The sequence below is a fragment of the Streptomyces sp. NPDC002853 genome, from assembly GCF_053591915.1.
The window spans coordinates 25583-51447 of record NZ_JBSFUS010000014.1 but is presented as its reverse complement, the minus strand read 5'-3'; the positions used below and the strand labels follow the sequence as shown (position 1 = coordinate 51447).

Genomic DNA, 25865 nt, shown 5'->3' with positions numbered 1-25865 from the left:
CTCCTACCGTTCGATGTCGCAGGGGCCCGCAGCGGCGGACACGCAGGTCTGGATGAGGACGCCCGGCTCGGCCTCGGTGATCTCGCCGGTGCGCAGGTCACGGACGGCGCCCGCCTTGAGCGGCGTGACGCAGCCGAAGCAGATGCCCATGCGGCAGCCGGAGGGCATGAGCACGCCGGCGTCCTCGCCGATGTCCAGCAACGGCGTGGCGCCGTCCGCGTCGACCCTCTTGCCGGTGGCGCTGAACGTGACCTCGCCGCCGTCGCCGGCGACGACGACGCTGGGGCGGAAGCGTTCGGTGTGCAGACGCTCTTGTACGCCGTGCTCACTCCAGTGCTCTTCGGCGGCGTCGAGCAGGCCCGCGGGCCCGCAGGCCCAGGTCTCGCGCTCGGCCCAGTCGGGCACGAGTTCGTCGAGGCGGGCGATGTCGAGCATGCCGTCGGTGTCGGTGTGTACCTCGGTGAGCCGCAGCTTCCTGTCCGCGACCAGGTCGTGCAGTTCGTTGCGGAAGATCACGTCGTGTGGCTGCGGCGCGCAGTGGACCATGACGACGTCGTCGAACTCGGTGTCGCGCAGCATGCCCATCACGGGCGTGATGCCGCTGCCGGCCGTCAGGTAGAGCACCTTGGCGGGCTTGGCCTGCGGCAGCACGAAGTCACCGGTCGGCTGGTCGAGCTGGATCAGCGTGCCCGGTTTCGCCCTGCGGACCAGGTGGTTGCTGACCTTGCCGTCCGGGATCGCCTTCACGGTGATCGTGACGCGGCCGTCCTGGCGGTTGGTCGGCGAGGTGAGGGAGTAGGCACGCCACAGGCGCACCCCGTCGACGTCGACCCCGACCCGCACGTACTGGCCGGCGGTGTGGCCGCGCCAGCCTCGTCCCGGCCTGATCACGATGGTCGCGGCGTCGCCCGTCTCGGGGCGCACGGCCTCGATGCGCCCACGCAGGTCGGCGCCCGCACGCAGCGGGCTGACCAGGTCGAGGTAGTCCGACGGCAGCAGCGGCGTCGTGACCGTCTCCAGCAGTTTCCATGCCCTGCTGCGGAGGGCTGCACTCGTCATGGCTTTAGCTTGCTGTGCCGCAGGGCGTAAAGTCCTGACCGCAGGACGTAAATCTGGTCGACTAAATTGTTCGCAGGGAACAAAAACGTGAGCCATGCAATCCAGAGGGCCAGCGAACTGGACCTGGACAAGGCGACGGTCACCGCGATTCGGGCCGCGCTGAAGACCACCGCCGACGAGGTCGTCCAGGCGATCATCGACGAGGTCCCTCCCTACGCCAACGCGCTTTCGGGCCGCATGGGCGGCACCATCCGCCGAGCCGTCCGTACCGCCTTGGGGCACTACCTGGACCTCGCGAGCGGGCACGCCACAGGCGGCGATGCCGGTGACGCAGCCTACGAGCTGGGCCGCGGCGAGGTACGCGACGGTCGCTCGATGGACGCCCTGCTCAGCGCCTACCGCGTCGGAGCCCGTGTGGCCTGGCGATGCCTGGCAGCGGGTGCCGTACCCGCAGGTCTGCCCGCCGCCGAGGTCGCCAAGTTCGCCGAGCTGACCTTCGCCTACATCGACGAGCTCTCCGCCGCGAGCGCCGCGGGCCACGCCGACGAACTGGCCGCCCGGGGCAGGGCTCACGAGCGCCACCTGGAACACCTGGCCCGCGACCTCCTCGCCGACGCGAGCCCGGACGTCCTCCGGGCCTCTGTACAACGGGCCGGGTGGCAGCCTCCGGTCTCGCTGACCGCGGTCCTGCTGCCCGCCGCCCAGGCCCGGCCCGCCTACCGCACGCTCGACCAGAGCACCCTCGTCCTTGACGATCTGCCGGACGCCACCGGTGTCCTGCTCGTCCCTGATGCCGACCGGACACATCTCTTGCGGCAGCTGACCGACCGCACCGCCGTGGTCGGTCCGGCCCGGCCATGGACCCGTGCGTCCGCCTCGTACGCGCGAGCCGTACGCGCGCGCTCCCTGTCCGCTGATATCCGCGACACCGAGGACCACCTTCCCGAGCTGGTGCTGAGCGCCGACGCGGAGGCGTTCGCGGACCTGCGTGCCCGAGCCCTGGCACCGTTGCGGACCTTGCCGGCCACGACCGCACGGCGGCTGGAGGAGACCCTGCGGGCGTGGCTGCTGCACCAGGGCAGGCGGGACGAGGTGGCGGCGGCGTTGTTCGTCCATCCCCAGACGGTCCGGTACCGGATGGCGCAGGTGCGGGAGCTGTTTCCGGATCTCGGATCACCGCAGCGGGTTCTTGAACTGACGCTGGCGGTCGGTCTTCGGGGCAGCTGACGCGTACGTCGACCGTCCACGACGGCGTCCGCGAGCGGACCAGGAGTCGTGCCTCGTGCTCGGGGGTATCGGCTGGCTCAGGCGGTCCAGGCCGGGCTACCAGACGGTCCCCGTGCCTCCCTTCCGGCAGGCCGGCCGGACGACCGACCGGGTCGGCCTGGCACACCGCGCGGGGGATGATGGGGATACAACGACGGACCGTGAGGGCAGGAGCGTGCATGGTGAAGTGGGTTCACCGACCCCGTGAGGACGCGGAGTTCGATTTCATCCTCGGGATGAGCAAAGTTCCGGTGCTCGCCTACTTTACCGGGACATGGCCCAAGGCGATCGAGCCCTCCCGGGTGATGGACCTCGTCGTGGGTGGCCTCGCAGACGACTACATGGGCCGCCTGACCGCCGTTCGCACCGACATCACGCGTTGCCCGGCCGCAACCGAGCGTTACGGGATCACCGGGGCCCCGTCCTGCGTCCTGCTGGGGCAGGGAGAGGCGGTAGCGCACGGCACGGGTCCCATGACCAGCGCCGAGATACGGAAGTTCCTGGACGGCCACCTCTGAGCGGCCGCAGCGGCACGCACTGCTCAGAGGTGGCCGTCACATCTCGTCTCGTCTACGGGAGCTATGCCGCCTGAGACACCCTGGGGCTCAGACACCTCTACAGGTCACATAGGACGCGGTTGTGCGACCAGTACGGGTGTCTCCTGCGAGAGGTGTATCGGGCGCTTCCTCGTGATCCACCACGCGTTGACAGCGGGGCGGCGGCGCCCGGGATGCGGGCACCGCCGCCGTGGAACGTCGCTCAGTCGGCCTGGCTGCCCGCGTGTTTGGGCAGGCAGAACATCAGCGCCCACATCAGGGCGAGGAGCCCGCCGACCCACCACAACACGGTGACGAACGCGTCGCGGTTGACCGCGGCGTCGGGAGAACCGCCGGTGGCGGCGAAGAACACCACGCCGGTCAACGCGGTGCCCAGCGCGATGCCCAGGTGAATGGCGGTGTTGAACAAGCCCGAGGCCGAACCGGCGTCCTCATGCGGAACCCTGGCCAGCGACAAATCGGTGAGCGGGCCGGAGACCATGCCCAGGCCGAAGCCGATCAGCACCACCGGAGCCGTCATGGCCAGCAGGGTCAGGTCGGCCTGGTGGCTGCTGATCTGGAGCCCGTAGGCGGCCATCGCAGCGGTCGCGATGAGAGCTCCGGCCTGCGGCAGACGGCGGGCGAAACGTCCGGCGGACTTCGCCGCGATGGTCGCGCCGCCCAGTTCCCCCACGGAGAGCAGCACGAAGGCCACGGCCGCCTCAAGCGGGCTCATGCCCAGGCCGCGCTGCAGGTACAGCGTCCAGGTCATGAAGAACAGGCCGCACAGCAGGCCGTGCATCAGGTCCGCGGCCATACCCCCGGAGAACTGCCTGACCCGGAAGAGGGACAGGGCCACCAGCGGGGCGTTGCCCTGGCTGCGCCGCTGGTGGCGCAGGAAGACTCCCAGGACCACAAGCCCGGCGGTAAGCAGGGCGAAGCACCACAGCGGCCATCCGTGGGCGTGGCCCTCGGTGAGCGGGAAGAGGATCAGGACGATGGCCAGGCCGGAGAGCAGCATGCCGACCAGGTCGAGCCGGTCAGCCTTACGGACGGTCGATTCGGGGATGAATGTGCGCCCAAGAAGAAGTACGGCCAGCCCGACGGGCACATTGACCAGGAAGATCGGCCGCCAGGACAGCCCGAACAGGTCGGCCTGGGTGAGCACGCCGCCCAGGACCGGGCCCAGGACGTTGGCGAGGGCCAGGACCGCCCCGTACAGGCCGAACGCCTTGCTGCGGTTCTGGCCCTCGAAGGTGACGTGCATGGTCGCCAGGACCTGCGGGATCATCACGGCCACGCCGACACCCTGAAGCAGGCGGGCGCCGATCAGCACGCCCGGGCCGGTGGCCAGTCCGCACAACAGCGAGGCGGCGGTGAACACGACGGTGCCGACGAGCAGAATCCTGCGGCGGCCGTAGATGTCACCGAGCCGTCCGCCGGTGATCAACCCGACGGCGACAGGGAGGGAATAGGCGGTGGTCAGCCACTGCACCGCGACCGGCCCGGCACCGGTCGACTCCTGGATGGCGGGCAGGGCGGTCAGGACGACCGACTGGTCGAGCATGTTCATCAGCTCGGCGGTCAGCAGCACCAAGAGGGCGATCCAGGCCCCCATGGCCATCTTCGAGGGGACGAGTGATGGGTGGGGTGAGGTCTGCGTGGTGGTGTGTCGCTCATTGTCGAGCGCGGAGGAAGACAAAGCGGGAACTCCTGATCCAAAGGAATCGGGGAGCCCTGCCGCCAGCCGCACCGGGGCCGGAAAACACCAAAGCCCGGGGCAGACGGCAGAGCTGCACCCGGGACAGAAAACTGCGGGGATGGGTGACGCAACTCAGGCCAGCGCGACGTCCGCCCCCGGACACGTGCGACACATCAGCACGCGGGGAATACGGACGACTACATGGCCTGGTTAATAGGACGTCACCTCAAGATCGAAACAGATGGAACAAGAACTCCGGTCCCTGTAAGCGACACCTCGGCGCAGGGACCCGTCAACCTTACGGCATCCCCAGGTGCCGCCGCGCAGGTCCGCGTCGGCAAGGCCGGTGCGTCAGACGCCGAGCAGGAGCGAGTCCGGTGCCCGTTGACCGCGACGACGCCGGGCGTCGTACGAATGGTCAGCCGCCGGATTCAGCCGCAGGTAGGGGCGTTGCGCCAGGGCGCGCGGATCAGCGGTGTGGTGTTGAGGACTGCACGAGCAGCGCAGCGCCGGTGAGATGTTGGATGTCGTCGGCGGTTACACCGGGCGCTGTTTCCACCAACGAGCGTCCGTGGGCGGTGACATCGAGGACTCCGAGGTTCGTGATGATGCGGTCCACGCACCGTTCGCCGGGCAGGGGCAGGATGGCCAAGACCGCTGCCCGAGCCCGGGACCAGCGCCACTTTGCCGTCCAGCCGTCTCACGAGTCTGCATCGGCCGCTCGGATGGCATCCGAGATGGACTTCACCCCGCCGTGTGCGGTGAGCCCGCCGTCAACGGGAATGTCGGCGCCGGTGATGAAGGCGGCTGCGTCCGAGAGAAGGAACGCCACGAGCGCGGCGACGTCGTCGACGCTGCCGGTGCGCCCCAGCGGGGTCTCGCGCACATTGGCCTCGCGGAAGGCGGGGAGCGCGGAGGCGGTCATCTCGGTCTCGATGAACCCGGGGTGGATGGTGTTGACCCGGATCCCGCGTGGCCCGAGCTCCAGGGCCGCCGTGCGGGCCAGGCCGCGCAGCGCCCATTTGCTGGAGGTGTAGGCGACCGGGTAGTGCGCGGTGAGTGCGGCCGAGGAGCCCACGTTGACCATGGAGGCGCCGGGGCGCATCAGCGGCGCCAGGTGCTGCATGCCCAGCAGTGGTCCGGTGACGTTGACGCGATGGACGCGCTCGAAGTCGTCCGGCTCCACGTCGGCCAGGCGGGCCCGCCAGGTGATGCCGGCGTTGTTGACCAGCCCGTGAATGTGACCGTAGGCGTGCGCGAGTTCATCGGCGAGGTTCCGCCAGTCCTGCTGATGTGTGACGTCGAGCAGGCGGCAGCCCTCGGCCTGAGTCACGTCGATGGCGATGACGCTGGCACCCTGCGCGGTCAGCATGGCGGCTTGGGCCGCTCCCTGGCCGCGGGCGGCGCCGGTGACGACGATGGCCTTGCCCAGCAAAGGTTGGGGGTGCGGATTGCTCACGGCCGCTCCCTGGTGCGGCGCCGGCCGGCCGGCAGGGGGACCGGGTCGGCGCCCGTCACCACGGACGCGGACAGGGTCCCGATGCCTTGCACGGTGAGCGTGACGGTGTCGCCGGGCTTGAGGGGCGGCGGACTTTGTTCGCCGCGTACGCCCCACAGTTCGGCGAGGCAGCCGCCGTTGCCGCAGGTGCCCGAACCCAGCAGATCGCCGGGCACGACGCGGGTGCCCCGCGAGGCGTAGGCGACCATCTCCTCGAACGTCCAGCTCATGTTGGACAGCAGATCCCGGCCGATGACGCGGCCGTTGACCTCGGCGGTCAGGCCCAGGCGCAGCAGGCCCTCGCTGTCGCGGTAGGCCTCCAGCTCATCGGCGGTCACCAGGCACGGGCCGATGCTGTTGGCGGTGTCTTTGCCCTTGCACGGACCCAGACCGACGTTCATCTCGGCGGACTGCAGGTCGCGGGCGGACCAGTCGTTGAGGATCGTGTAGCCGATGATGTGCTCGCGTGCCTGCTCGGGGGTGAGGTCGCGGCCCTCACGGCCGATGACGGCGGCGACCTCCAGCTCGAAGTCCAGGGCGGCCGATCCGGGCGGCATCGGCACGGGATCGTGCGGACCGAACACCGCCTGGTGGTTGCTGAAGTAGAAGGTCGGCGCGGAGTACCACTGCTCGGGTACACCGCTTGCGCCGCTCACCGAGCGCCGCACACCCTCCACGTGCTCCTCGAACGTCACGAAGTCGCGTAGCGACGTGGGCTGCAGCGGAGGCAGCAGGCGTACGGCGGACACGTTCGGGCCGGGCGGCACGTCCAGGGCCGCAGCGCCCAGGTCGAGCAGGGCTTGTAGACCGCCGCCGTCCGCGATGGCGTCGGTCAGGGAGCGCACGCCGGGAAGCGGGAACAGGGTGCCGTCCGCTTCGAGGACGGCGGCCCGGGCGGACTGACGGTGGTGGTAGGTGACAAAGCGCATAGGGGGAGGGGTCCCTTCACATGGACCCGGGAACGTGCCCGCGTCGCGCAGGGCACGGCTGGAGCGGGCACGTTCCCGGGGGTGGGATCGGTCAGACCGGCGGGGCGATGAACACGCCGCGGTCGATGTCGTTGAAGGACTCCTTGGCGACCATCTCGTTCATCGCGTTGGCGGTGCCCCACTGGTCGGTGACCTCGGGCCGGGAGAAGTCGTAGACGTGCGGATGCCAGGTGTCCTCGTCCAGCTCCTCCAGCTCGGTGGTGTACTCCACCGTGTTGCCGTGCGGGTCGAGGAAGTAGGTGAAGGTGTTGTCACCGGCCAGGTGCCGGCCGGGCCCCCACAGCTTCTTGAACCCGGCGCGCAGCACGCGGCCGGAGCCGCGCATGTACTCGTCCAGGCCGCGCATCTCGAAGGAGATGTGGTGCAGGGCGGTGTGGGGGCCCTTGGCCAGGGCCATGGAGTGGTGCTGGTTGGAGATCCGCATGAAGTGCATGACCTCGCCCATGTGCGGCGAGGACAGCGTGTCGGAGAGGCGGAAGCCCAGGTGCTGCTCGTACCACTGCCGTGTGCGGTCCAGGTCGGGGGAGTTGAGGACGACGTGGGAGAGCTTGACCGGGATGGCCTCCTTCTCCTCGATCTTGCGGTGCCGGCGCACGGCGACGTCGGCCAGGACCTCGATGGTGCGCCCGTCGATGTCGAAGAACCGGAAGCCGTAGCCGCCGCCGGGGGTGTCGACCTTGCCCGGCCGGGTGATCAGCTCGACGCCGCCGGCCAGCAGTTGCTCGGCCAGGGTGTCGACGTCCGCCGCGGATGCGGCGCCGTAGGACACCAGGTCCAGGCGCTTCTCGTCGGCCTTGCGCAGCCGCACCACGTACTGCTCGGGTGATCCTTCGGCGGCCAGGAACGAGAGGCCGGAGTCGGCTTCGACCGTGGTCAGGCCCCACACGCCGGCGTAGAAGTCGAGTTGCTTGTCGTAGTCGGGCACCGCGAGGTCGACGTGCCGCAGATGGGTGAGCAGACGAGAGGTCATGGTGGTCCTCCTTCAGGAGAGATCGAGGAGCGCGGCGGCGGTGGCGCCGCGGACAGCTTCGAAGCCGTCATGGTCCAGGCGGGCGGCGCGCAGCGCGCCGAGTGGGTCGTCGCTTCCCATGTCGAAGGGGAAGTCGGAGCCCAGCAGCACCCGGTCGGCGCCTGCCACGCGCACGAGCTCGCGCAGCACGTGAGGGTCGTGGACCAGGGAGTCGAAGTACAGCCGCCTGAGGTAGCTGCTGGGCAGATGGGCGCAGGTGGCTCCCGCGTCCGAGCGGGCCTGCCAGGCGTGGTCGGCCCGGCCGATGTGTGAGGGCAGGTAGCCGCCGCCGTGCGCCGCGATGATCTGCAGTCCGGGATGGCGGTCGAGGACGCCGGAGAAGATCAGGTGAGACAGGGCGATGGCGTTTTCGGCGGGCTGCCCCACCGAGTTGGACAGGTACCACTGGTCCAGGCGTTCATCCAGCGTGCAGCCGAAGGGGTGCAGGAACAGCAGTGCCCCGGCCTGCTCGGCGCGCGCCCACAGCGGGTCAAGGGCGGGGTCGGACAGCTCGCGGCCGGGCGCATGGCTGGAGATCTCCACGCCCAGCAGCCCGGCATCCAGCGCGTGGTCCAGGGCCGCGACGGCAAGCCGGGGATGCTGCAGCGGTGCCAGGCCCAGGCCGCGCAGCCGCGAGGGTGCGGCCGCGCAGTGCGCCGCGGTGGCCTCGTTGCTCAGCCGGTACACCTTCTCGGCTGTCTCCTCGTCGGCCCAGTAGTGGTAGTGCGAGGGGGAGGGGCTGACCAGTTGGACGTCTACCTGCTGCGCGTCCATGGCCCGCAGCCGGGCCTTGACGTCGGTCAGGCACGCGAACCGCTCCCGGATCATCGCGCCGCTGACCTTCAGCGCGGCCGGTCCGTTGCGCCGCGCATCCAGCGCCCTGGCCGCTGCGAAGCCCGGCTGACCGGCGACCAGCTGCTCCACCTCGGGCAGCAGCAGGTGGGCGTGGACATCGACGGTCGGTGTCACGGGCGTTCCTGCAGCCGGGTCATGGTGCGGGCCATCAGACCGGGAACATCCGCGTCGCGGACCTGGTCGAGCTGCCACTGGCCGATCTGTACGGACGCCTCGACGACGGCCTGCACACGCCCGATGCGCCGTTGGTAGTAGGCGCCCAGCAGCGTGTCGTCCCAGGTGTCGCTGCCGGCAAGCAGCTCGGACAGGACAAGGGCGTCCTCGAGCGACATCGCCGCGCCCTGGGCGAGGGTGGGAGGGCAGCAGTGCGCGGCGTCGCCGACCAGGACCACGCGGCCGCGGTGCCAGGAGCCGCGGACCAGCAACTGGTCGAACCAGGTGTAGTTGACCTGCGCGGGGTCCGTGATGGTCTTGGTGATCTCCGGCCAGTGCCCGCCGTACGCGGAGGCCAGACGGACCATCTCCTCGGCGTAGCGTTCGGGCAGGATCGTCGCCCGGTCCCGGCTCGCCTCCACGACGTAGGCGTACAGCGTGTCCTGGCTGGTGGGGCAGTAGCCGGCGATGTAGGCGGGCCCGCCGTAGGCGAGGTCGGTGCGCGTCACGCCCGCGGGGCGTGGCGCGGCCACCCGCCAGATCGCCATGCCGGTGGGCCGGGGCTTGTCCGTGATGCCGATCGCCGCGCGGGTGGCCGAGCCCAGGCCGTCGGCAGCGACGACGAGGTCGTAACGGCCTTCGTGACCGTCACCAAGGCGCACGGTGACGCCGTCGTCGTCCTGCTCGACGATCGTCGCGGTGGTGCCCAGCCGGATGCGGGCGCCGCTGTCGCGGACGGCCTGGACAAGGATCTGCTGCAGTTGCGGGCGCTGCATGCCCACGGTTGCGGGCAGATCGCTGCCGCCGGTGCGCAGGTCGTCCTGGACGTGCAGCACGGTGCCGTCGGGCGTGGTGATACCGACCGAGCCGAAGCCGTAACCGGAGGCGCTGATCTGCTCCCACACACCCAGATCACGCAGCACTCGCAATGCGTTGCCCTGCAGGGTGATGCCGGATCCGGCGGTGGCGTTCCAGTCCTGCTTCGCCTCGACGAGGTCGACCGCGATGCCAGCCCGGCGCAGCAGGATCGTCAGTGCGTTGCCGGCCGCGCCGCCTCCGATCACGAGGACAGTGCGAGAGGGGGGCATGGAGAACTCCTTGATCCTGATGCTTACTTGACGGCGAGCGGGTTGATCGGGGAGCCGACTGCTCCGGTGATGGGCAGGGGCGGTGCCGCGAGGAAGAACTCGTGGATGCCGTCCGTGGCGCAGTCCTCGCCGAGGGCTTCCAGGTCCCACATCTCGCCGACGAGCAGGCCCATGTTGGGAATGACGACCTGGTGCAGGGGCTGGAAGGCGGACTCGAACTCGTTGGGACGGACCTCGAAGCCCCAGGTGTCCGTCGCGATGGCGGCGATCTCGCCGCGGTGCAGCCATTCGGCCGTCGTGAAGGACAGTCCGGGGGCAGGACCGCCGGCGTACTCGCCCCAGCCCTCGCGCCGCACCCGGGCCAGCTGGCCGGTGCGCACCAGAACGATGTCACCCCGCTCCACGCTGACGCCCTGCGCCCGCGCGGTCGCCTCGAGATGGTCGGCGGTGATGGCGAATCCGTCGTCGAGTTCGCCGTCGTGGCCGATTGCGCGTCCTACGTCCAGCAGCACGCCACGTCCCGCGATGTGCGCGGCCATGTGCTCGATTCCGGTGACGAGGTCACCGTCGGACGTGACCGTGGTCGCGGCATCGCGCCCGTTCCATGCCTTGCCGTGGTCGAAGATGTGGCCCAGGCCGTCCCACTGGGTGGAGCACTGCAGCGGCATGGACACCACGTCGTCCGCGCCGCCGATCCCGTGCGGCAGCCCCTGGGTGCCCAGCGCGGCGTCGGCGCCGGTGTCCAGCATGGTGTGCACCGGGTTGGTGCGCCGGCGCCAGCCCCGCTGGGGGCCGTTCATGTCGAAGGGCTGGGCGAGCGAGAAGCTGACACCACGGCGGATGAGGGCCGCGCCCTGGAGCCGCTTGGCCGGGGTGAGGAAGTTCAGCGTGCCCAGGCGGTCGTCTGCTCCCCAGCGTCCCCAGTTCGAGTACGCCTTGGCGGCCTCGGCGACGGCGCCCTCCGGCTCGGCACGGTTGAGGCTCATGCGGGCACCTCGGCGACGCACCGCGTGCGCTGGGCGCCGAGGCCGGTGACGGACGCGTCCATCACGTCGCCGTCGCGCAGCAGCCGGCCCCAGTGTATGCCGTTGCCGGCCGGGCTGCCGGTCAGCACCAGGTCGCCGGGCAGCAACTGCACGCTCTGCGATATGTAGGAGACCAGGCGCGCGACCGGGAAGATCATGTCCTTGGTCGACTCGTCCTGCATGGTCTCGCCGTTCAGCTTCAGCGTGACCTGCAGGTCGTCCGGTGTCGCGACCGAGGGCGCGGGCACGATCCAGGGACCCAGCGGGGTGAAGCCCGGGGCGTTCTTGCTGCGCATCCAGTCGGTGCCGATCTGCGGCATGTCGCGGCGGAAGACGGTGGCCCGGTCGGTGAGATCGTTGGCGATGGTGTAGCCGGCCACGTGCTCCAGGGCCTGCTCGACCGGAACCTGGAAGGCGGATCGGCCGATGACGGCGGCCAACTCCAGTTCCCAGTCGGGCTTCTTGGCCCAGGCGGGCAGCACGACGTCGTCGTACGGGCCGGTGATCGCGCTCGGCAGCCCGATGAAGACGTAGGGCAGGTCCTCGGCGGCACGCCGGTCCATGATCTGTGCGGCTTCGGCGCGTGCCTCCTCCTCGCTCAGGCCGTCCGAACCGTCCCGATGGGCCACATGCAGATCGATGACGTGCTGGCGGTAGTTGGCGCCGGACTGCAGCACCTGGCGCGGTGCGATCGGCGCATGCACCCGCAACTCGCTCACGAGCGGGTCATCGCGGGAGGGCCGGGCAGCCAACTCGGCGCAGCGGGCCGACAGTCGGGCCCAGTCCTCCATGACGCCCAGCATCGTCAGCCCTGCGTCGTCGAAGGCCAGGCGCAGGTCGGCCACGGTGCCGTCACGGCGGATCAGCGCGGGAAATGCCTCCTGGCCGGGGGCCGAGACGGTACCCAGGGCATAGGGGCCGGAGAAGAGCGCGGCAGCGGTTTCAGGTTCCACGAACATGTCCTCCTGATTGCGGTGTGACTAATCTGGCCCCCACACCCCTGATCAGGGAAATCGATTCTGTGGATACGCTTTATCCAGCAGACGAATACCTCTGGTGTCGTGCCCGAATGAAGGTGCCGTGAACCTCTCCAGCCTCGATCTCAACCTCGTCGTCGCCCTGCGAGCCCTGCTCGAGGAACGCAACGTCACCCGCGCCGGCCAGCGCGTGGGCCTGTCCCAGCCGGCGATGAGCGCCGCGCTGTCCCGCCTGCGCCGCCACTTCGACGACGACCTGCTGGCACGCTCCGGCGGCCAGTACGCCCTGACCGCCCTGGGGCAGGTCCTCATGGAGCGCACCTCCACTGCCTGCGACCTCCTGGAGCGCCTGTTCAGCAGCCAGGCCGACTTCGATCCGTCCACCGAGAGCCGCACCTTCACCCTGATCGCCTCCGACTACGCCGTGGCGGTCTTCGGCGCCGCTCTTGGCCGCCTCGTCCACGCCGAAGCCCCGCACGTCAGACTCCGTTTCACCCAGACACCGACGACCGTCGTGGAAGACCTCGGCGTCCTGCTCAGCACGACCGACGGTCTCCTGATGCCCCACGGCGTGATCGGCGACGTGCCCCGCACCGACCTCTTCCAGGACGAGTGGGTCTTTCTGGTGGCGGAATCCAACACCGAGGTCGGCGAGCGCCTCACCCGGGACCAACTGGCCGCACTGCCCTGGGTCACCTACCAGCGCACCTACGACGCGCCCGCCGTACGGCAACTGAGCATGCTCGGCATCGAGCCCCGCGTGGAGGTCTCGGTCGACAGCTTCGCCATGCTGCCCTTCATGGTGACCGGAACCCATCGGATCGCTCTGATCCAAAAACGCCTGGCCGAGCTGATGCACGACCTCTCCGCCGTACGTCTCGTACCGCCCCCCTACGAGGCCGTACCGCTGCAGGAAGCCCTGTGGTGGCATCCCCTCCACACGCACGACTCCACCCACATCTGGCTCAGACAGACCGCGCTGCGCGTCGCCGCGCAACTGGATGAGACCGGGGCGCTCTAACCTCGTTCTTTTGCCTAGGGTAAGGGCGGTCACCGTGCCGTGAACGCGAAAGTACCTCCTGGCCAGGGGTGTTGAGACTTGTCGAGAGTCTGTGCTGTCTCGGTTGGAGGCACTACCTACACGCAGGTAAGGGCTGTCCCTCAACTGATCTTTGGTACGAGAGTGGTCGGCTGAGATCGGATCCTGGGTCCCACCCTTTGGAAGAGGCGCCGATCTCGGTTCATCCCTGTGACCGCACGACACAGCAGCGGACGGCAGGGGCCGTCCTCCCGGCAACGTGTGGATCCACCCGCCGGGGAGATGAGCAGGGCCCCTGTTATCGTGCGCCGATGTCAACGATCAAGCAGTTCCAAGTGACCTTCGACTGCGCGGAACCTGCGCGCCTCGCCGCCTTCTGGTGCGAGGTGCTGGGGTACGTCGTACCGGCAGTCCCGGAGGGCTTTGCCACGTGGGAGGAGTACCACCACTCGCTGCCGCCTGAGGACGAGATCTACTTCGCGTGTACTGATCCCTCGGGTGTGGCCCCGCGCCTGCTCTTCCAGCGAGTTCCCGAGGGCAAGGTCGTCAAGAACCGGGTGCATCTCTGTGTGCGGGCCGGCGCCGGGCTCGTGGGTGACGAGCGCCTGGCCACCCTCGAGGCCGAATGCGCACGGCTGATGGCGCTCGGCGCGAAGCACGTGCTGACGCAGCGCGCCGATGGCGTCAACGAGTCGTGCATCACGATGCAGGACATCGAGGGCAACGAGTTCTGCCTCGGCTGATTCTCCTCCGAGACTGCGAGGGGGAGCCGTCTCCCGGGGACCTCTCAGGTCTCGTATGCGGCAGAAGCTATCCCGTGAGAGCGAGGTTGTGCAGTCGGACGGTGCCGAGCATGGCGTGTCGGACCCGGTCGCCCTTGAGACGGCAGTCGCGGAGGATCTTCCAGGTCTTCATGCGGGCGAAGACGTGCTCGACGCGGGCCCGGACCTGTTTGTGCGAGCGATTGTGCTCGCGCTTCGAGCCCGGCAACCCTTCGCCCGGGGTGCGGCGGTGGGGCATGAGGAGGCCGGTGCCCGGATAGCCGCCGTCGGCCATCGTGAGGGTCCTGCCCACGGCGGCCTTCGCGCCAGACTCCTCCCATGCCCGGCAGTCGTTGCGATTGCCGGGCAAAGGCTCACCGACCACAACGACCAGGCGGGAGCACGGTGTCCTTGGCGAACCGGCGCCGAGGCTGGAATGCGTGAGCGGGCCGAGCTGGTCGATGATGCGGTCGGCCCACTTCGAGATGCCAAACAGTGGGGCGAGTTGGCGCATCGTCAAGTTCCTGCGCCAGTAAGCGACTACCAACAGCACCCGGTCCTCCAGCGCCAGACCCCACGGCCGCCCCTTCCCAAGGTCCATGTCGCGGCGGACGGTTCGGGGGCGGCCGGGCATGCCGGCTCACGCCTGCTCGCGGATCTCTCCGATGCGACCGGGCTGACGGCCGCGCACGCGGCCGTGCTCCAGCGGGGGCTTTCGTGTCAGATCGTCGCGGTGGGCAGCAGCCCTTCCAATATCTGCATTCGGGGAAGACTCAGACCGAACCGTTCCTCCACCACGGACAGAGACCTGGCATGGGCAGCGTCACGATCCGTCTCCCTCTCGATATCGGCAGCCTGAACATCACGGAGGATCAGCTCCGGTGCCGTACCGCCCACATCCGGGAACGAACACAAGTCGAAACCGCACAGGTACGTCTCCTGGTGAAAGTAGGAGAAGGAGGGGGGCGGCACCTTTGGATTCTCACTCTCGTAATAGAGCTGGAAGATGTGCGCCTCCCTGGAGAGACCGTCGGTGAACCCCGGCCCCGTATGACCCGGCCAATCCCCGTACGCCACCACGAAGGACAGCCCCTCACTGGAGCCGTACCGCACCGCCGTCCGCGCGGGTGCATCCCGGTGCTCCAGGAGATCCTCCAGCGTCCCGCCCGTGTACTCACCCAGCGGAGGTCGGCTCACCCCGCGCCATGCGCCGCACCAGCTCATCCGGCTCCAGCCCGCGGGCCAGCGTCACGCAGTACCCCGCCCAGGTCACGTCGCTGTTCGCCAGCCACGTCAGTCCCTCACTCATACTCTCTCCCATGCCGAAGTACTGGCCAGGCAACCGGGCGCCGCCACCGTGGGCCTGCAGAGCAAGCACGTCAAGTTCTGGGCATTCGGCCTCCTACGGGTGGGCGGGACGGAGGACACGGAGCGCGGGGAGAGCAGTTCCGCAAGTAGTTCAGCACACCGATCACTGGTGAGCTGACGAAATGGGGCGAGGTTGCCTCTGGGGCAACGGCTCGTGCAGGAGCGGAACTTCGCCGTCCGCGGGCGCGCTCGCCACGGCCTTCGAAGGCATCCACCCGATGGATGTTCGGCATCACGACAGGCGATGAGCCGGGGGATTCCCTTAGCGCCGGGCGGACCGCACAGTTGCGCCTACGCCACTCAAGCCGCGAGACGGCGGGGACGCGCAGTCGTCCACGGTCTGGAACGAACGCGCCCGACGGAGCGCCGCGCCTCCGCGCGTGCATGCGGCCGAACACCTACTTACCCGAGGGGATCATCCATGACTGTCAGGACGATGGCGTCACGACACCAGCTCAGCCTTGCGCCCGCGCACCGTCTGCGCTCCGTCTCGCCCATGGTCATGCGGATCGCCGTCGGCACGGTCATGGCGGTCCACGGATGCGACAAGATCATTCAGGGGCCCACAGGGTCCGGTGACTTCCCCAAGTCACTCGATGTCCCCGCGCCGTGGGCCGTCGGCTGGGGCGTCTCCATCGCTGAGACGCTCGCCGGATTCCTGCTTGTCGTCGGCCTGCTGACCCGGCTGACCTCGGTGTTGCTGTCCATGCACCTGAGCGTGGCAGCCGTCCTGGTGAACGCGGACACCGGATTCATCACTCCACAGCAGGGCGCCGCGAGCGGAGCCGGTCTTGAGTTCCCGCTCCTCCTTGTGGCCGCGTTCATCGGCCTCCTTTTCACCGGCCCCGGGCCGCTCGCGCTGGACCGGGCCCTCGGAATTGAGCGCGCGGCTGAACCGACCAACCCCACGAAGACCAACCCGCAACGTGCTGAGGCCGCCTCGCCGCCCTCAGCGGTACGTGTTTCGCTCCTCAGTGGGGTCGTCGGCGGAGCCATCGGAGCGGGAATGAGCGCGCTGGCGAACTACCTGGTCGTGGGTGTTCCGGACAGCGCCGCGGCCAACGCCGTCAACCACGCGGTGTCGGGGCTCATCAGCGGCTTCCTGGCCGGCTTCCTGGGCCTGCTGATGCATCAGCGCAAGCACGGCAGGTCCTCGCGCAGCTCGGCCATGGCGCCCACAGACGGCGCCAGTGAAGCCGTCCACGCGGGGCCACCGAGCGCCTCCGCGACCGGTGCCTGACCCCCGGGCGGTGCCTGCCTTCGTCTCTTGGCCAAGCGCCGGCTCGTCGCCGTCTGCCCCGGCACCGCCGTCACTTGCAAGCCGGCACCCTAACGGCGTCTCCTCGAGTACACCTGCGGCGAAGGGGCCCCGCGGTACTTGACCTGCACTCCGCGCGGTACGTGGCCCGGGCTCGGAACTGGCTATGCCCGCAGGCGGCCGCGGTGAGTGGGCGGGCCGCCGCATGGATGGCGCGACGCGACGCGGCCACGAGCATTCGGGCGGCCACGGTGCCGAGTCCCGAGGTGGAGATGGTCCTGGAGAAGGGGGTGCGACATCCGGAGGGCTCCGCCGAAGCGGCCTGACGTAGAGGAAATGCGTCGGACGGTTCCGTTCTGCACCCCGTCGAGGGAGGAAGGTGGAACGCAGGGCGTACCGCCCGCGATGAGCTCCCTCCACGGACGGTGCAGCCCGACCATGGGTGCCGGCGCTGCGGGAATGCGCCGGCACCCATGGGCGAGAATGCGACGACGGCCGTTGCCTGCAGGCCTATGGCAGGCCTATGCAGACTCCTCACCCGTCACCAGGGCCTCGGCAAAAGGTCGTCCATCACCCGACGGGTGAAGAACGACCGCCTCAACCACGCCGGATACCTATGCGCCTTCTCATCCCTCCGGGCATCTGCTGGAGCAAGGACCCACTACCGGCGACGATGCGAGCGCGGGGACTGCGACAGCGGTAGCGGGTCTGGGTGGGGGTGGTGCTGGTTACAGCGCGGGGGATGGTGCTTGAGGAGTGGTGGGTCGGGGTTCATCGCATGCGTTCGTGCTGTGCCGCGGTGAGGGCTCGGACGACGATGATGCCGGTTACGGCCGCGCCGACGACCGCCGCGTCGGCCATCAACAGCAGGGGGGCGTTGGTATAGGCACGGGCAATGACAGCGTCGGTAGTGGTATCGGTGTACATCAAGCCCGTCCCGCTCAGGATGCTGAGCAGCCACAGGCCCCACCACCAGTTCACGACCCGCGGCATGCGGTGATCGGGGGCGCTGGCGTGGTGAATGTCCGCGATGATTCTGCGGGGTATCCACAGGTTGACGATGGGCACGATCCAGCCGGCGTAGACCCACGGCCAGGCGTCGCGCAGAGGCCGACCGGAGAGGGCCTGAGCGTTGATACGGACGCGCCACAGCCAGGCAAGGAAGGCGATGGCGCACAGCGCCCAGGCCACCTCGCCCAAAGAACTGACGAAGTGGTAGGTGTTCTCCAATTCGGTCAACGGCCGGTGTCGGCCATCTCCCTGGTCCGGTGGCCCGGACAGCGGCTGCCCAGAGGCGGCGAGTTGGATCTCCCCTACGGCCCGGGCCGTCCAGGCTGCGCCGGCCAGAACAAGGCCAGCTACGGCGCAGCGGGCCGCTCCGCGGATCGGGGACAAGGCAGGCGACACTAGGGGCTCGTTCACGGGTTGTCTTTCTGGGCTGGGCTGCAAACTGCGTCCGCGCACACTGACTGTGGCTGCCTTGGCTGACCAGGGGAGACAGTGGCTGTCCCGGTCCTGCGTTCGCAGTGGAGTGGCTGTGCCGCGCCGCCGTGCCGGCGGTCAGTGGCGGCGGAGGTGCAGCGGTACATTCTCACCCACCCGCTGTCGACTGCGTAATGAGGCCGTGGAGGCGACGGCAGGTGCGGGGTGTCGTGCGCGGCGTTGGGCAGCCGGGGCTGACCGCGGGCACCGGCTCTACTTGGTGGTGTGAGTGGGGTAGACCTGGACGTCGGTGTAGGCGCCCTTGATGTCTCCAGCGGCTGCGGGCCAGTCGAGGGTCACGGTGTGGGTCTCGTTCGGAGGCGTCACCAGGAGGTGGGTCGGGGACGTAAGGCTGTTGCCGCTGTTGTCGATGGTGTAGGCGAGGTTGAAGACGGCGGCGTCACCGGGCTTGAGGGTGGTGACGCGGGGCTGGGCGGGGCCGCGCTCGATGGGGCTTGAGGTGGTGTCGGCGTCCTTGATGTCGACGCCCGCGAAGCCGGTTGCCGAGCAGGTGGTCGAGCCTCGGTTGATCATGGTGATGTTGATCCTGCCGGTGGTCTCGTCGGGCGCGGCGTCGACGGCATCGATGGCCAGGTCCTCGGTCTTGCAGAAGGAAACCTTGGCGCTGGTCTGCGTCGCGTTGTTCGCGGCTGCCTCTGCCGCGGTGCCCTTCCCTGAGCCCGCCTTGGCGTTGTCGACCGTCGAGACATCGGAGCCCGAGCCGCCTTCCACCGTCCCGCCGTCGGAAGACGAGGTCGTGGTGCCCTTGGCGGATGCGTCCGTTGCGGTGTCGCCGTTGCCGCAGGCGGTGAGTGAGAGGCCTGCGGCCACGGTCAGGGACGCGGCGGCGAAGCGCAGCGTGCGGCGGCGGTTTCCACGGATGGTGGTGTTGGGGCGCATGGTGGGTCCTCCGGTAGGTAGTGGTTGGTAGTCCCTCCCTGGGAACAAGACCCACTCTGTTCGGGGCCGCTACTGTCTAGTTGCCGTCCCGCTAACGTCCGCCTAACGGAGATCATCCGCACGCGCTCGCGTCTCAGCTCGGTCCGTACATTGTGCGGCCGGGGACGGTGTGCCACCGATGTGTGTCCGTGCTCCTTGGCCAGTCCCTTGCTCCGGAGGGGCCACCCCTTCAGGTCTTAGCCGTTGGCCTTGGCGGCGAGGCTGCCCACGATCAGGGCGGTCAGTGCGGTGACCGAGTCGTCGGCGGTCGCCCGCTTCCTGTTCCGCTCGGCGGCGATCGCCTCGGCCGCTCCCAGGAGGCCGATGCAGTGCAGCCGAAGGGCTTCGGGTGTGAGGTGGGAGTACGGCAGCAGCGCGGCGGCCATCAGGTCCGTGTAGCCGTCGATCAGCTCGTGCTGGACCGCTTCCATGTCCGGATTTCCCTTCAACGCGGCGGAAACGGCGTTGAGTTCCGGCATATCGGTGGCACAGCCGACGTATGCGGTGCTGATGGCGTGGGCGACCCCGTCGACGGTGGGTGCGGCATCGCGCAACGTCCGCTCGATCTCGGCCCGGTGGCGTTCGTCGAGGCGTCGGTAGAGCGCGAGCAGCAGGCCTGGGCGCGTGCCGAAGTGGTCGTAGGCGATGGGCCGGCTCACGCCGGCGGCCTCGGCGAGGGTGACCAGCGTCAGGCCGTCGGCGCCCTGCGCGCGCACGAGCTCCACAGCAGCGTCGAGCAACTGCTCCCGCCTGGCCTGCTTGGACAGGCGGGTTGATGCGGTGGCCATGGCCGCCCTCCCTTGCGTTGCCTTCAAGCTTAGGCTACAAAACGTAGGTTACAAAATGTAGCTTCGTGGATGTGAGGGGAACTCACCATGGGACAGCCGGAATCAGTACTGATCTTGGGCGGCTCGGGCCAGGCGGGCTCGGGGGCCGCGGCCTTCCTGCGCCGTTGGCACCCGGCGCTGCCGCTGACGATCGCGGGGCGCGACATCGACCGTGCACAGCGGGTGGCCGACGAGCTCGGCGCCGCAACGGCCGTGACCGTCGACCTGAGGCGCGGCGATCTCGGCCTGCCGGCCGGCCACGAATATTCGGCGGTGGTCGCCGCGCTGTGGGACGACCATCTGCACGGGCTGCGCTATGCGCAGGACCACGCCGTGCCCTACCTCAGCATCTCCAGCGGCCTGGTGGAGCTCGCACCGGAGGTCGTCGCGAGCTCCCAGCGGGCGAGCGCCTCGCCGGTCCTGGTGGCCAGCCACTTCTGTGCCGGTGCCGTCGTCCTCGCGGCACTGCACTTGGCCCGGGAGTTCGACCGGATTGACAGCATCCGGATCGGCGCCGCACTGGACGAACTGGATACCGGCGGGCCCTCCGGAATAGCGGACCTGGAGCGCTGGTCCATCGCCACATCGGCGGGACTGGTGCGCCGCGACGGTGTCTTCACCTGGGTCTCAGGGGTCGACGCGCAGGCGGACGTGGACCGCGCCGACGGCACCGTCCTGCCCGGCCAGACAATCGCCATCCTCGACGTACCGAGCCTTGCCCTCGCCACGGGCGCATCGAACGTCCGCTTCGACTTCGCCGTCGGTGAATCCGCAGGCCGGCACCGCGGAGAACCCGCCTCCTTCGAGGCCCGGATAGAGCTCGAAGGAGCGGGCCCGAAAGGCACACCGCTCAGTACCAGCCACTACCTGCTCCACCCGGCCGGGCAGCGCCCCCTGACCGCACTCTCCATCGCCCTCGGTGTCGAGCGCCTGCTCGCCCTGCGCGGCGAAGCCGTCCCGCCCGGCATCCACACCCCTGAGTCACTGCTCGACCCGGCCTACGCGGTCGAGCGGATGGTGGAGACCGGCGCCACCTTCGCCAGCGCACCCGGCAACAGCTAAACACCCCTGCCAAAGCGGCCGTAGTGCCCCGTTCCGAGTTCAAGGAGCGTCAACAACCCGCCCTCGACCAGTACGACAGCGACCTCGGCACTTGAGCCCGAGCTTCACTTCAGAGCCCCGCCTCATGTGAATTGGCCACTGACCTGCGGAGGCCCGGGATGATCGAGGCATGGATATCGCGGATCAACTGGTGCGGTCGGCGGGCGACGGCGACGGGATCGAGGTAGCCCGGCTGCTGGGGCAGGGTGCTGTGGTGGATGCGTTGAGTCGTGGAGGGCGTACGGCGCTGGGTCGGGCGGCGGAGCAGGGGCACGCCGAAGTTGTGCGCCAACTGCTCGCAGCAGGCGCCGATCCGGGGCAGCAGGCGGGTGAGTATCGGGAGTTGACGCCTCTCTGCCTGGCGGCGGGCCGTGGGCGCACGGCGGTTGCCGGGGTTCTTCTCGATGCCGGTGCCTGCACCGGCGCCCAGGGTCGGCTGCGTTATACACCGCTGGTGCTGGCAGCCACCGCCGGCGATGAGGGGCACCCGGAAACGGTGGACCTGTTGCTGGACCGCGGGGCTGACATCAACGCGGTGATGAAGCACCGGACCGCCCTGGACTGGGCGGTCCGGTTCGGACAGGAAGAGATGGTGCACCGCCTTATCGGCCGCGGCGCCATGCTTTCGGCCGGCACTCTGGCCGCCGCGCGCGAACACCTCGACCATCATCCGGAGCATCGACGGACGACGCAGCATCTGCGGAAGACAGAGCATCGGCGGAAGGCTGGGCGCATCATCGAGGCCCTCCTTGCCTTGGATGACTCTCGCCGTACGAAACCGCAGCCCGAGACGGAACGTGGGGATCTGGCGTAGCGATCGCTGAGCACTACAACGGCGCTCTGGGCCGGGGGTGCCCCTACGGGGCAGCCGGGGACGTCGTCGGTCAGTCGCTCGGCCATGCGAGGGCTCTCGGCCGGATCACGCGTGCCGGCCGTCGGCGCCCGCCTTGCGGACCTGGGCAGGCCCCACACGTGTATGGAGTGCGGCAGGGGCACCTTCACGTGCTGGTACCCGCCCGGGGGCTCTCGAGTGACTTCCTGAAGGATCCGCCACGCTGCAAAGCACGTTCGATGCTCTCCAGGGACCTGCCCCTGGTTTCCGGTACCTTCGCCGCGACGAACGCGATGCACACGACGTTCATCAGCGCGTAGAAGAAGAACGTGCCGGAGCGGCCGATGGCCTGGATGGCGGTCAGGGCCGTGACCGCGATCAGCAGGTCGACGCCCCACAGGGTGACGGTGGCCAGGCTGGTCGCCGGGCCGCGCACGCTCAGCGGCAGGATCTCGGGGCCGATGAGCCAGACCACGGCCTGGATCCCGACTCCGTTGCACAGGATGTACGCGAACAGGGCGATGATGACCGTCCAGCGCTGTGCCGATGAGCCCCCGGGGCCAAGGAAGGCGAGCGCCATGACTGCCATGGCCAGGGCGGAGCCCGGCAGGAACCACAGCATCGTCCGCCGGCGGCCCACCCGGTCCACCGCGATGGCACCGATCACACCGGCGGCCACCAGCATCACGCCGATTCCAACGCCGGTGAGCAGGGCGGCGGAGTCGCCGAATCCGGCGTCGACGAGGATCGTCGGCGCGTAATAGACGACAGCGTTGATACCGGTGAGTTGGGAGAACGCCGCAATGCCGACGGCGATCAGCAGTGCGGGGCGCATCCAGCGCCGGCGCAGGTCGCGCCAGCCCCCGGCGGGGGTGGCGGCGGTGACGTCGGTGATCTCATCGATCTCCCGGCGGATGTCCGTGCCGGCGGGCCGGAGCCGGGCCAGCACCGTAGCCGCCTGCTCGCGTCGGCCTCGCTCGACGAGCCAACGCGGGCTCTCGGGCAGGAACAGCATGCCGATCCCCAGGGCCACGGCGGGAACGATCGCCAGGGCGAACATCACCCGCCAGCCGCCGCTGTCCGACAGCGCCCATCCGCACAGGTAGGCGATGAGCTGGCCGCAGGCGACCATCAGTTGGAACAGCACCATGAGCCGGCCGCGGATCCTGGCGGGGGCGGCTTCGGCGATGTAGACGGGCACCATGTTGGAGGCGCCGCCGACGGCCAGCCCGAGCACGAAGCGTGCGGCGATGAGACTGCCGACTCCCGGAGCCGCTGCCGCTGCCGCGGCTCCCAGGGCGAAGACGACCGCGACCCCGATGACGACCTTGCGGCGTCCGTGACGTACGGCGAGGCGTCCGGCGAGCAGTGCCCCGGCCATCGCGCCGAGCAGGATGACGCTGACGACGAACTCCTGCTCGCGGGAGGTCAGGTCGAGGTCCTCGCGCAGGTGCAGCAGGGCTCCGGAGATGATGCCGGTGTCGTAGCCGAAGAGCAGGCCGCCCAGGGCGGACACGGCCGCGACGGCGTACACCATGAACGGCGTTCTCTGCTGGTCTTTGGCGGCAGCCTCGGCGTGTCCGGGCTTCGTGGCCAGCTCAGGCATCGCCCATGACCAGACCCTCGATGGTGTGCTTCTGGGTGAGTGGTTCCAGCTCGTCGACGATCGGGCAGTCCAGGTGGCGCCGGACCCGTTCGGGCAGCAACTCCCAGTAGCCGCGGGTCACGGCCGAGTCGTGCCGCTCGCCGTTGGTGGCTTCGGGGCCGTCGACGCCCAGGACCAGCACGGGCCGCGATTTGGCGGAGTCGTTCTTGGTGCCGCGGTGGATGGTCAGCGCGGTGCGCGCCGAGATGTCGCCGCGCTGTGGGTACTTGCGCACGGCCCGCTCCTCATAGCGCGGGTAATGCGGCCGGGGCGGGAACATGCCGTGGCCGAACTCCGGACTGTCGTCCCACTGGGTGCCCGGGGCGATTTCGAAGGGGCCCATGTCTTCCTCGGTGTCGACGGCCGTGAGGTTGAAGGCCAGCGAGGTCAGCCGCCGGCCGGTGCGGGTCTCGTCGGGCATGGGGAAATCCCGGTGCCAGGGCTGGTTGACGGCGCCCTCCAGCGGCACGTCGAAACCGAGCTCGACGATGCGGTAGTCGGGGCCGAGCACCGCGGTGCAGACGGAGCGCACCCAGGGGTGGTCGACCAGGTCGACGAACCCGCGCAACTGCTCGGGGTGGATCTCCACGTAGTAGCGGTGCGGGCCGCGCCCGACCGCACCGCCGGGCCGGGCCAGCGCTTCGTGGAAGGCCGCCTCGATGTCCTCGCGGAGCCGGTCGGCCCAGTCGGGTGTGAAGGCGCCTTTGCGGGCCGTGATGCCGTCCGAGTACAGGGCCTCGACGTCGGCTGTCACGTCCAGGTCCAGGGCGGCGGGGGTGATGCCGGGGTAGGCGTGGGGGCTCATGCGTGCCTCCTTGCACGTGCAGTGGAGCAGTCCGAGACATGTTGCATCGTTGAATTCAACGTTGCAATACCTTCTCGGAGGGATCTTGGCCCGCTCCTGGATCGGCGTGCCACGATGTGCGGGTGAGCAGCAGCCTGAAAGAAGTAGCCGCACGCGCCGGGGTCTCCGCACGCACCGTGTCGAACGTGGTCAATGGTTCGGCCCGCGTCTCCGCGCCGACCCGTCAGCGGGTCCAGGAAGCAATCGACGAACTGGGCTATCGCCCCAACCTCGCCGCCCGCAGCCTGCGGGCCGGCCGCACCGGCGTCATCGGCCTTGCCATCCCTGAACTGCATTCGCCCTACTTCGCCGAGCTCGCCGGCCTGCTGGCCGACGGAGCGCGGCGCCGCTCGTGGACAGTGATCATCGACCAGACGCACGGGGACGCCGAGGCGGAAAGGCGGCTGCTGACAGGTGACAGCGGCCGGGTGATGGACGGCCTCATCATCAGCCCGTGGGCCCTGGAGGCGCAGGAGGTGGTGACCACCGCCCCTTTGCCCGTCGTGCTGCTCGGGGAGCGCAGCCCTCACGGCTTGGCAGACCGGGTGGCGGTGGACAACGTGGCCGCCGCGAACGAGGCGACCGCCCATCTGCTCGCGCTCGGCCGCCGCCGCATCGCCGCCATCGGACTCCAGCCGCACCTGTGCAACGGCACGGCCGAGCAGCGTGCCGACGGCTACCGCAACGCTCTGCGACGTGCGGGCATCACGCCCCAGCCACAGTGGGAGCGGACGGTCGACGCACTGCATCGGGCGGACGGTGCCCGCGCCATGGCCGAGCTACTCGACGGCAACATGGTCCCGGACGCGGTCTTCGCCTTCACCGATGAACTGGCTCTGGGCGCCCTGCACATGGCGCACGAACGCGGCGTGCGGGTGCCCGAGGAACTGGCGATCGTCGGGTTCGACGACATCGAGGACGGCCGCTTCAGCCACCCCGCACTCACCACCGTCTCCCCGGACAAGCGCCAGATCGCCGAGCGCGCCCTGCAGTGCCTGGCCGACCGCATCTACAGCCCCGACAACCAGGTGCCCGCCTCCGACCTGACGATCCCGCACCGGCTCGTCGTACGCGGCACCACCCTCCCAGGTGCGGCCATGTTCTGAGCCCTCCAGTCCCGGCCATCACCTGCGGCGACCTTGACCAGGAGGGCGGTCGCGTCATCGGCGCCGACGGGGTCGGTGAAGGCCCGAGCGCGGGCGCGGTGGGTCTGGACGTGGACTGACCGCGGGGCCCGGATCGGTATCGACGTCCGTCCTGTCCAACACCCGACGGGCGTCCGCGGGTTCACGATCATCCCGCGTCGCTGGACCGTCGAGCGCAGCATGCCCGCCAGGAGGCGCTCTATTGTGTTCCGGGCTCAGATGGGCGGAACTCGCAAAAAGTTTCCTGGGTGCTGCGACCGGCCCCATCGGCCACGCCTGGGGCGCCGCCTACGCCGTCCTGGCCCAGCTCTTCACGGCCCGCATCTCCAACGCCCTCGCGATGTGCCGCTCACAGCCGTCGCACCACCCCCGATGCTGCCCCAGGCCCCTGCCACGGACCGCGTCTTCCAGCTCACCGCGCTTGCCGGCCTCAAGGCTCAAGGGATCGTTAGGGACGAGGAGTTCGC

At 69.5% G+C, this 25865-nt stretch carries 24 protein-coding genes and 3 pseudogenes; 9 read left to right on the top strand and 18 right to left on the bottom strand.

Annotation, left to right across the window (positions count from 1 at the left end):
- Window positions 1-3: 3 nt before the first annotated feature.
- A complete protein-coding gene (locus ACWD02_RS33945; RefSeq protein ID WP_451217793.1) occupies window positions 4-1059 on the bottom strand; it encodes a ferredoxin reductase in 1056 nt (351 codons plus the stop codon).
- An 87-nt stretch (window positions 1060-1146) separates the two neighbouring features.
- On the opposite strand from ACWD02_RS33945, the gene ACWD02_RS33940 reads away from it, so the two are divergent.
- Window positions 1147-2286, top strand: coding sequence for a PucR family transcriptional regulator (locus ACWD02_RS33940; protein ID WP_451217790.1), 1140 nt, complete (start codon window positions 1147-1149; stop codon window positions 2284-2286).
- A gap of 218 nt (window positions 2287-2504) precedes the next feature.
- Window positions 2505-2843, top strand: a complete 339-nt coding sequence (locus tag ACWD02_RS33935) for a thioredoxin family protein (protein WP_451217788.1) — start codon at window positions 2505-2507, stop codon at window positions 2841-2843.
- 241 nt (window positions 2844-3084) lie between these two features.
- Here ACWD02_RS33935 and ACWD02_RS33930 read toward each other — a convergent pair whose 3' ends face one another.
- The 9 genes and pseudogenes from ACWD02_RS33930 to ACWD02_RS33890 all read right to left on the bottom strand — a co-directional run bounded on the left by ACWD02_RS33930 (window position 3085) and on the right by ACWD02_RS33890 (window position 12139).
- Window positions 3085-4563 (bottom strand): MFS transporter, encoded by a 1479-nt coding sequence (locus tag ACWD02_RS33930; RefSeq protein ID WP_451217785.1) that lies wholly within the window; start codon window positions 4561-4563, stop codon window positions 3085-3087.
- Window positions 4564-5032: 469 nt separating this feature from the next.
- Window positions 5033-5206: pseudogene (locus ACWD02_RS33925) on the bottom strand (succinyl-CoA--3-ketoacid-CoA transferase); the annotation flags it as partial.
- 57 nt (window positions 5207-5263) lie between these two features.
- Entirely contained in the window at window positions 5264-6022 is a 759-nt protein-coding gene (locus ACWD02_RS33920) for an SDR family NAD(P)-dependent oxidoreductase (protein WP_451217782.1), read from the bottom strand.
- On the bottom strand, window positions 6019-6990 hold the full coding sequence (locus ACWD02_RS33915) for a fumarylacetoacetate hydrolase family protein (protein WP_451217779.1): 972 nt from the start codon (window positions 6988-6990) through the stop codon (window positions 6019-6021). Before ACWD02_RS33915 ends, ACWD02_RS33920 begins: the two co-directional genes overlap by 4 nt.
- 91 nt (window positions 6991-7081) lie before the next feature.
- Window positions 7082-8020: a VOC family protein gene (locus ACWD02_RS33910; protein ID WP_451217776.1), complete on the bottom strand. Its 939-nt coding sequence runs from the start codon at window positions 8018-8020 to the stop codon at window positions 7082-7084.
- A 12-nt stretch (window positions 8021-8032) separates the two neighbouring features.
- A complete protein-coding gene (locus ACWD02_RS33905) occupies window positions 8033-9028 on the bottom strand; it encodes an amidohydrolase family protein (RefSeq protein ID WP_451217773.1) in 996 nt (331 codons plus the stop codon).
- On the bottom strand, window positions 9025-10155 hold the full coding sequence (locus ACWD02_RS33900) for an FAD-dependent oxidoreductase (RefSeq protein WP_451217770.1): 1131 nt from the start codon (window positions 10153-10155) through the stop codon (window positions 9025-9027). Before ACWD02_RS33900 ends, ACWD02_RS33905 begins: the two co-directional genes overlap by 4 nt.
- A 23-nt stretch (window positions 10156-10178) precedes the next feature.
- Complete coding sequence (locus ACWD02_RS33895) at window positions 10179-11141, bottom strand: cyclase family protein (RefSeq protein ID WP_451217767.1); 963 nt, start codon at window positions 11139-11141, stop codon at window positions 10179-10181.
- Window positions 11138-12139: a fumarylacetoacetate hydrolase family protein gene (locus ACWD02_RS33890; protein WP_451217764.1), complete on the bottom strand. Its 1002-nt coding sequence runs from the start codon at window positions 12137-12139 to the stop codon at window positions 11138-11140. The genes ACWD02_RS33895 and ACWD02_RS33890 overlap by 4 nt, the downstream gene beginning before the upstream one ends.
- 121 nt (window positions 12140-12260) lie before the next feature.
- Between ACWD02_RS33890 and ACWD02_RS33885 the strand changes: the two genes are divergently transcribed.
- Both ACWD02_RS33885 and ACWD02_RS33880 read left to right on the top strand, forming a co-directional pair.
- Window positions 12261-13178, top strand: a complete 918-nt coding sequence (locus ACWD02_RS33885; RefSeq protein ID WP_451217761.1) for a LysR family transcriptional regulator — start codon at window positions 12261-12263, stop codon at window positions 13176-13178.
- A gap of 329 nt (window positions 13179-13507) precedes the next feature.
- On the top strand, window positions 13508-13939 hold the full coding sequence (locus ACWD02_RS33880) for a VOC family protein (RefSeq protein WP_351166734.1): 432 nt from the start codon (window positions 13508-13510) through the stop codon (window positions 13937-13939).
- A gap of 67 nt (window positions 13940-14006) precedes the next feature.
- Here ACWD02_RS33880 and ACWD02_RS33875 read toward each other — a convergent pair.
- The 3 genes and pseudogenes from ACWD02_RS33875 to ACWD02_RS33865 all read right to left on the bottom strand — a co-directional run.
- A pseudogene (locus ACWD02_RS33875) lies at window positions 14007-14546 on the bottom strand (transposase family protein); the annotation flags it as partial.
- 131 nt (window positions 14547-14677) lie between these two features.
- On the bottom strand, window positions 14678-15154 hold the full coding sequence (locus ACWD02_RS33870; protein ID WP_451217758.1) for a hypothetical protein: 477 nt from the start codon (window positions 15152-15154) through the stop codon (window positions 14678-14680).
- Window positions 15132-15266, bottom strand: coding sequence for a hypothetical protein (locus ACWD02_RS33865; protein WP_451217755.1), 135 nt, complete (start codon window positions 15264-15266; stop codon window positions 15132-15134). The genes ACWD02_RS33870 and ACWD02_RS33865 overlap by 23 nt, the downstream gene beginning before the upstream one ends.
- 480 nt (window positions 15267-15746) lie before the next feature.
- Here ACWD02_RS33865 and ACWD02_RS33860 point away from each other — a divergent pair, with 480 nt between their 5' ends.
- Together ACWD02_RS33860 and ACWD02_RS33855 are read left to right on the top strand one after the other, a co-directional pair.
- The gene (locus tag ACWD02_RS33860; RefSeq protein WP_451217752.1) at window positions 15747-16565 is read left to right on the top strand and encodes a DoxX family protein; all 819 of its coding nucleotides are present in this window, start codon (window positions 15747-15749) and stop codon (window positions 16563-16565) included.
- A gap of 534 nt (window positions 16566-17099) precedes the next feature.
- Window positions 17100-17266 (top strand): annotated as a pseudogene (locus ACWD02_RS33855) (IS110 family transposase); the annotation flags it as partial.
- 88 nt (window positions 17267-17354) lie between these two features.
- Here ACWD02_RS33855 and ACWD02_RS33850 read toward each other — a convergent pair.
- The 3 genes from ACWD02_RS33850 to ACWD02_RS33840 all read right to left on the bottom strand — a co-directional run bounded on the left by ACWD02_RS33850 (window position 17355) and on the right by ACWD02_RS33840 (window position 19792).
- Window positions 17355-17822, bottom strand: a complete 468-nt coding sequence (locus ACWD02_RS33850; RefSeq protein WP_451217749.1) for a DUF4328 domain-containing protein — start codon at window positions 17820-17822, stop codon at window positions 17355-17357.
- Between the two features lie 456 nt (window positions 17823-18278).
- Window positions 18279-18965: a DUF4232 domain-containing protein gene (locus ACWD02_RS33845; RefSeq protein ID WP_451217746.1), complete on the bottom strand. Its 687-nt coding sequence runs from the start codon at window positions 18963-18965 to the stop codon at window positions 18279-18281.
- Between the two features lie 236 nt (window positions 18966-19201).
- Window positions 19202-19792: a TetR/AcrR family transcriptional regulator gene (locus ACWD02_RS33840; protein WP_451217743.1), complete on the bottom strand. Its 591-nt coding sequence runs from the start codon at window positions 19790-19792 to the stop codon at window positions 19202-19204.
- Window positions 19793-19879: 87 nt separating this feature from the next.
- Between ACWD02_RS33840 and ACWD02_RS33835 the strand changes: the two genes are divergently transcribed.
- Together ACWD02_RS33835 and ACWD02_RS33830 are read left to right on the top strand one after the other, a co-directional pair.
- Entirely contained in the window at window positions 19880-20893 is a 1014-nt protein-coding gene (locus tag ACWD02_RS33835) for a saccharopine dehydrogenase (protein WP_451217740.1), read from the top strand.
- 169 nt (window positions 20894-21062) lie between these two features.
- The gene (locus ACWD02_RS33830; protein ID WP_451217737.1) at window positions 21063-21746 is read left to right on the top strand and encodes an ankyrin repeat domain-containing protein; all 684 of its coding nucleotides are present in this window, start codon (window positions 21063-21065) and stop codon (window positions 21744-21746) included.
- Window positions 21747-21930: 184 nt separating this feature from the next.
- On the opposite strand, the gene ACWD02_RS33825 is transcribed toward ACWD02_RS33830, so the two are convergent.
- Both ACWD02_RS33825 and ACWD02_RS33820 read right to left on the bottom strand, forming a co-directional pair.
- Window positions 21931-23370, bottom strand: a complete 1440-nt coding sequence (locus tag ACWD02_RS33825; RefSeq protein ID WP_451217735.1) for a sugar porter family MFS transporter — start codon at window positions 23368-23370, stop codon at window positions 21931-21933.
- Window positions 23363-24214, bottom strand: coding sequence for a phytanoyl-CoA dioxygenase family protein (locus ACWD02_RS33820; RefSeq protein ID WP_451217732.1), 852 nt, complete (start codon window positions 24212-24214; stop codon window positions 23363-23365). Before ACWD02_RS33820 ends, ACWD02_RS33825 begins: the two co-directional genes overlap by 8 nt.
- A gap of 122 nt (window positions 24215-24336) precedes the next feature.
- Here ACWD02_RS33820 and ACWD02_RS33815 point away from each other — a divergent pair, with 122 nt between their 5' ends.
- The gene (locus ACWD02_RS33815; RefSeq protein ID WP_451217729.1) at window positions 24337-25359 is read left to right on the top strand and encodes a LacI family DNA-binding transcriptional regulator; all 1023 of its coding nucleotides are present in this window, start codon (window positions 24337-24339) and stop codon (window positions 25357-25359) included.
- The last annotated feature ends 506 nt before the right edge of the window (window positions 25360-25865 follow it).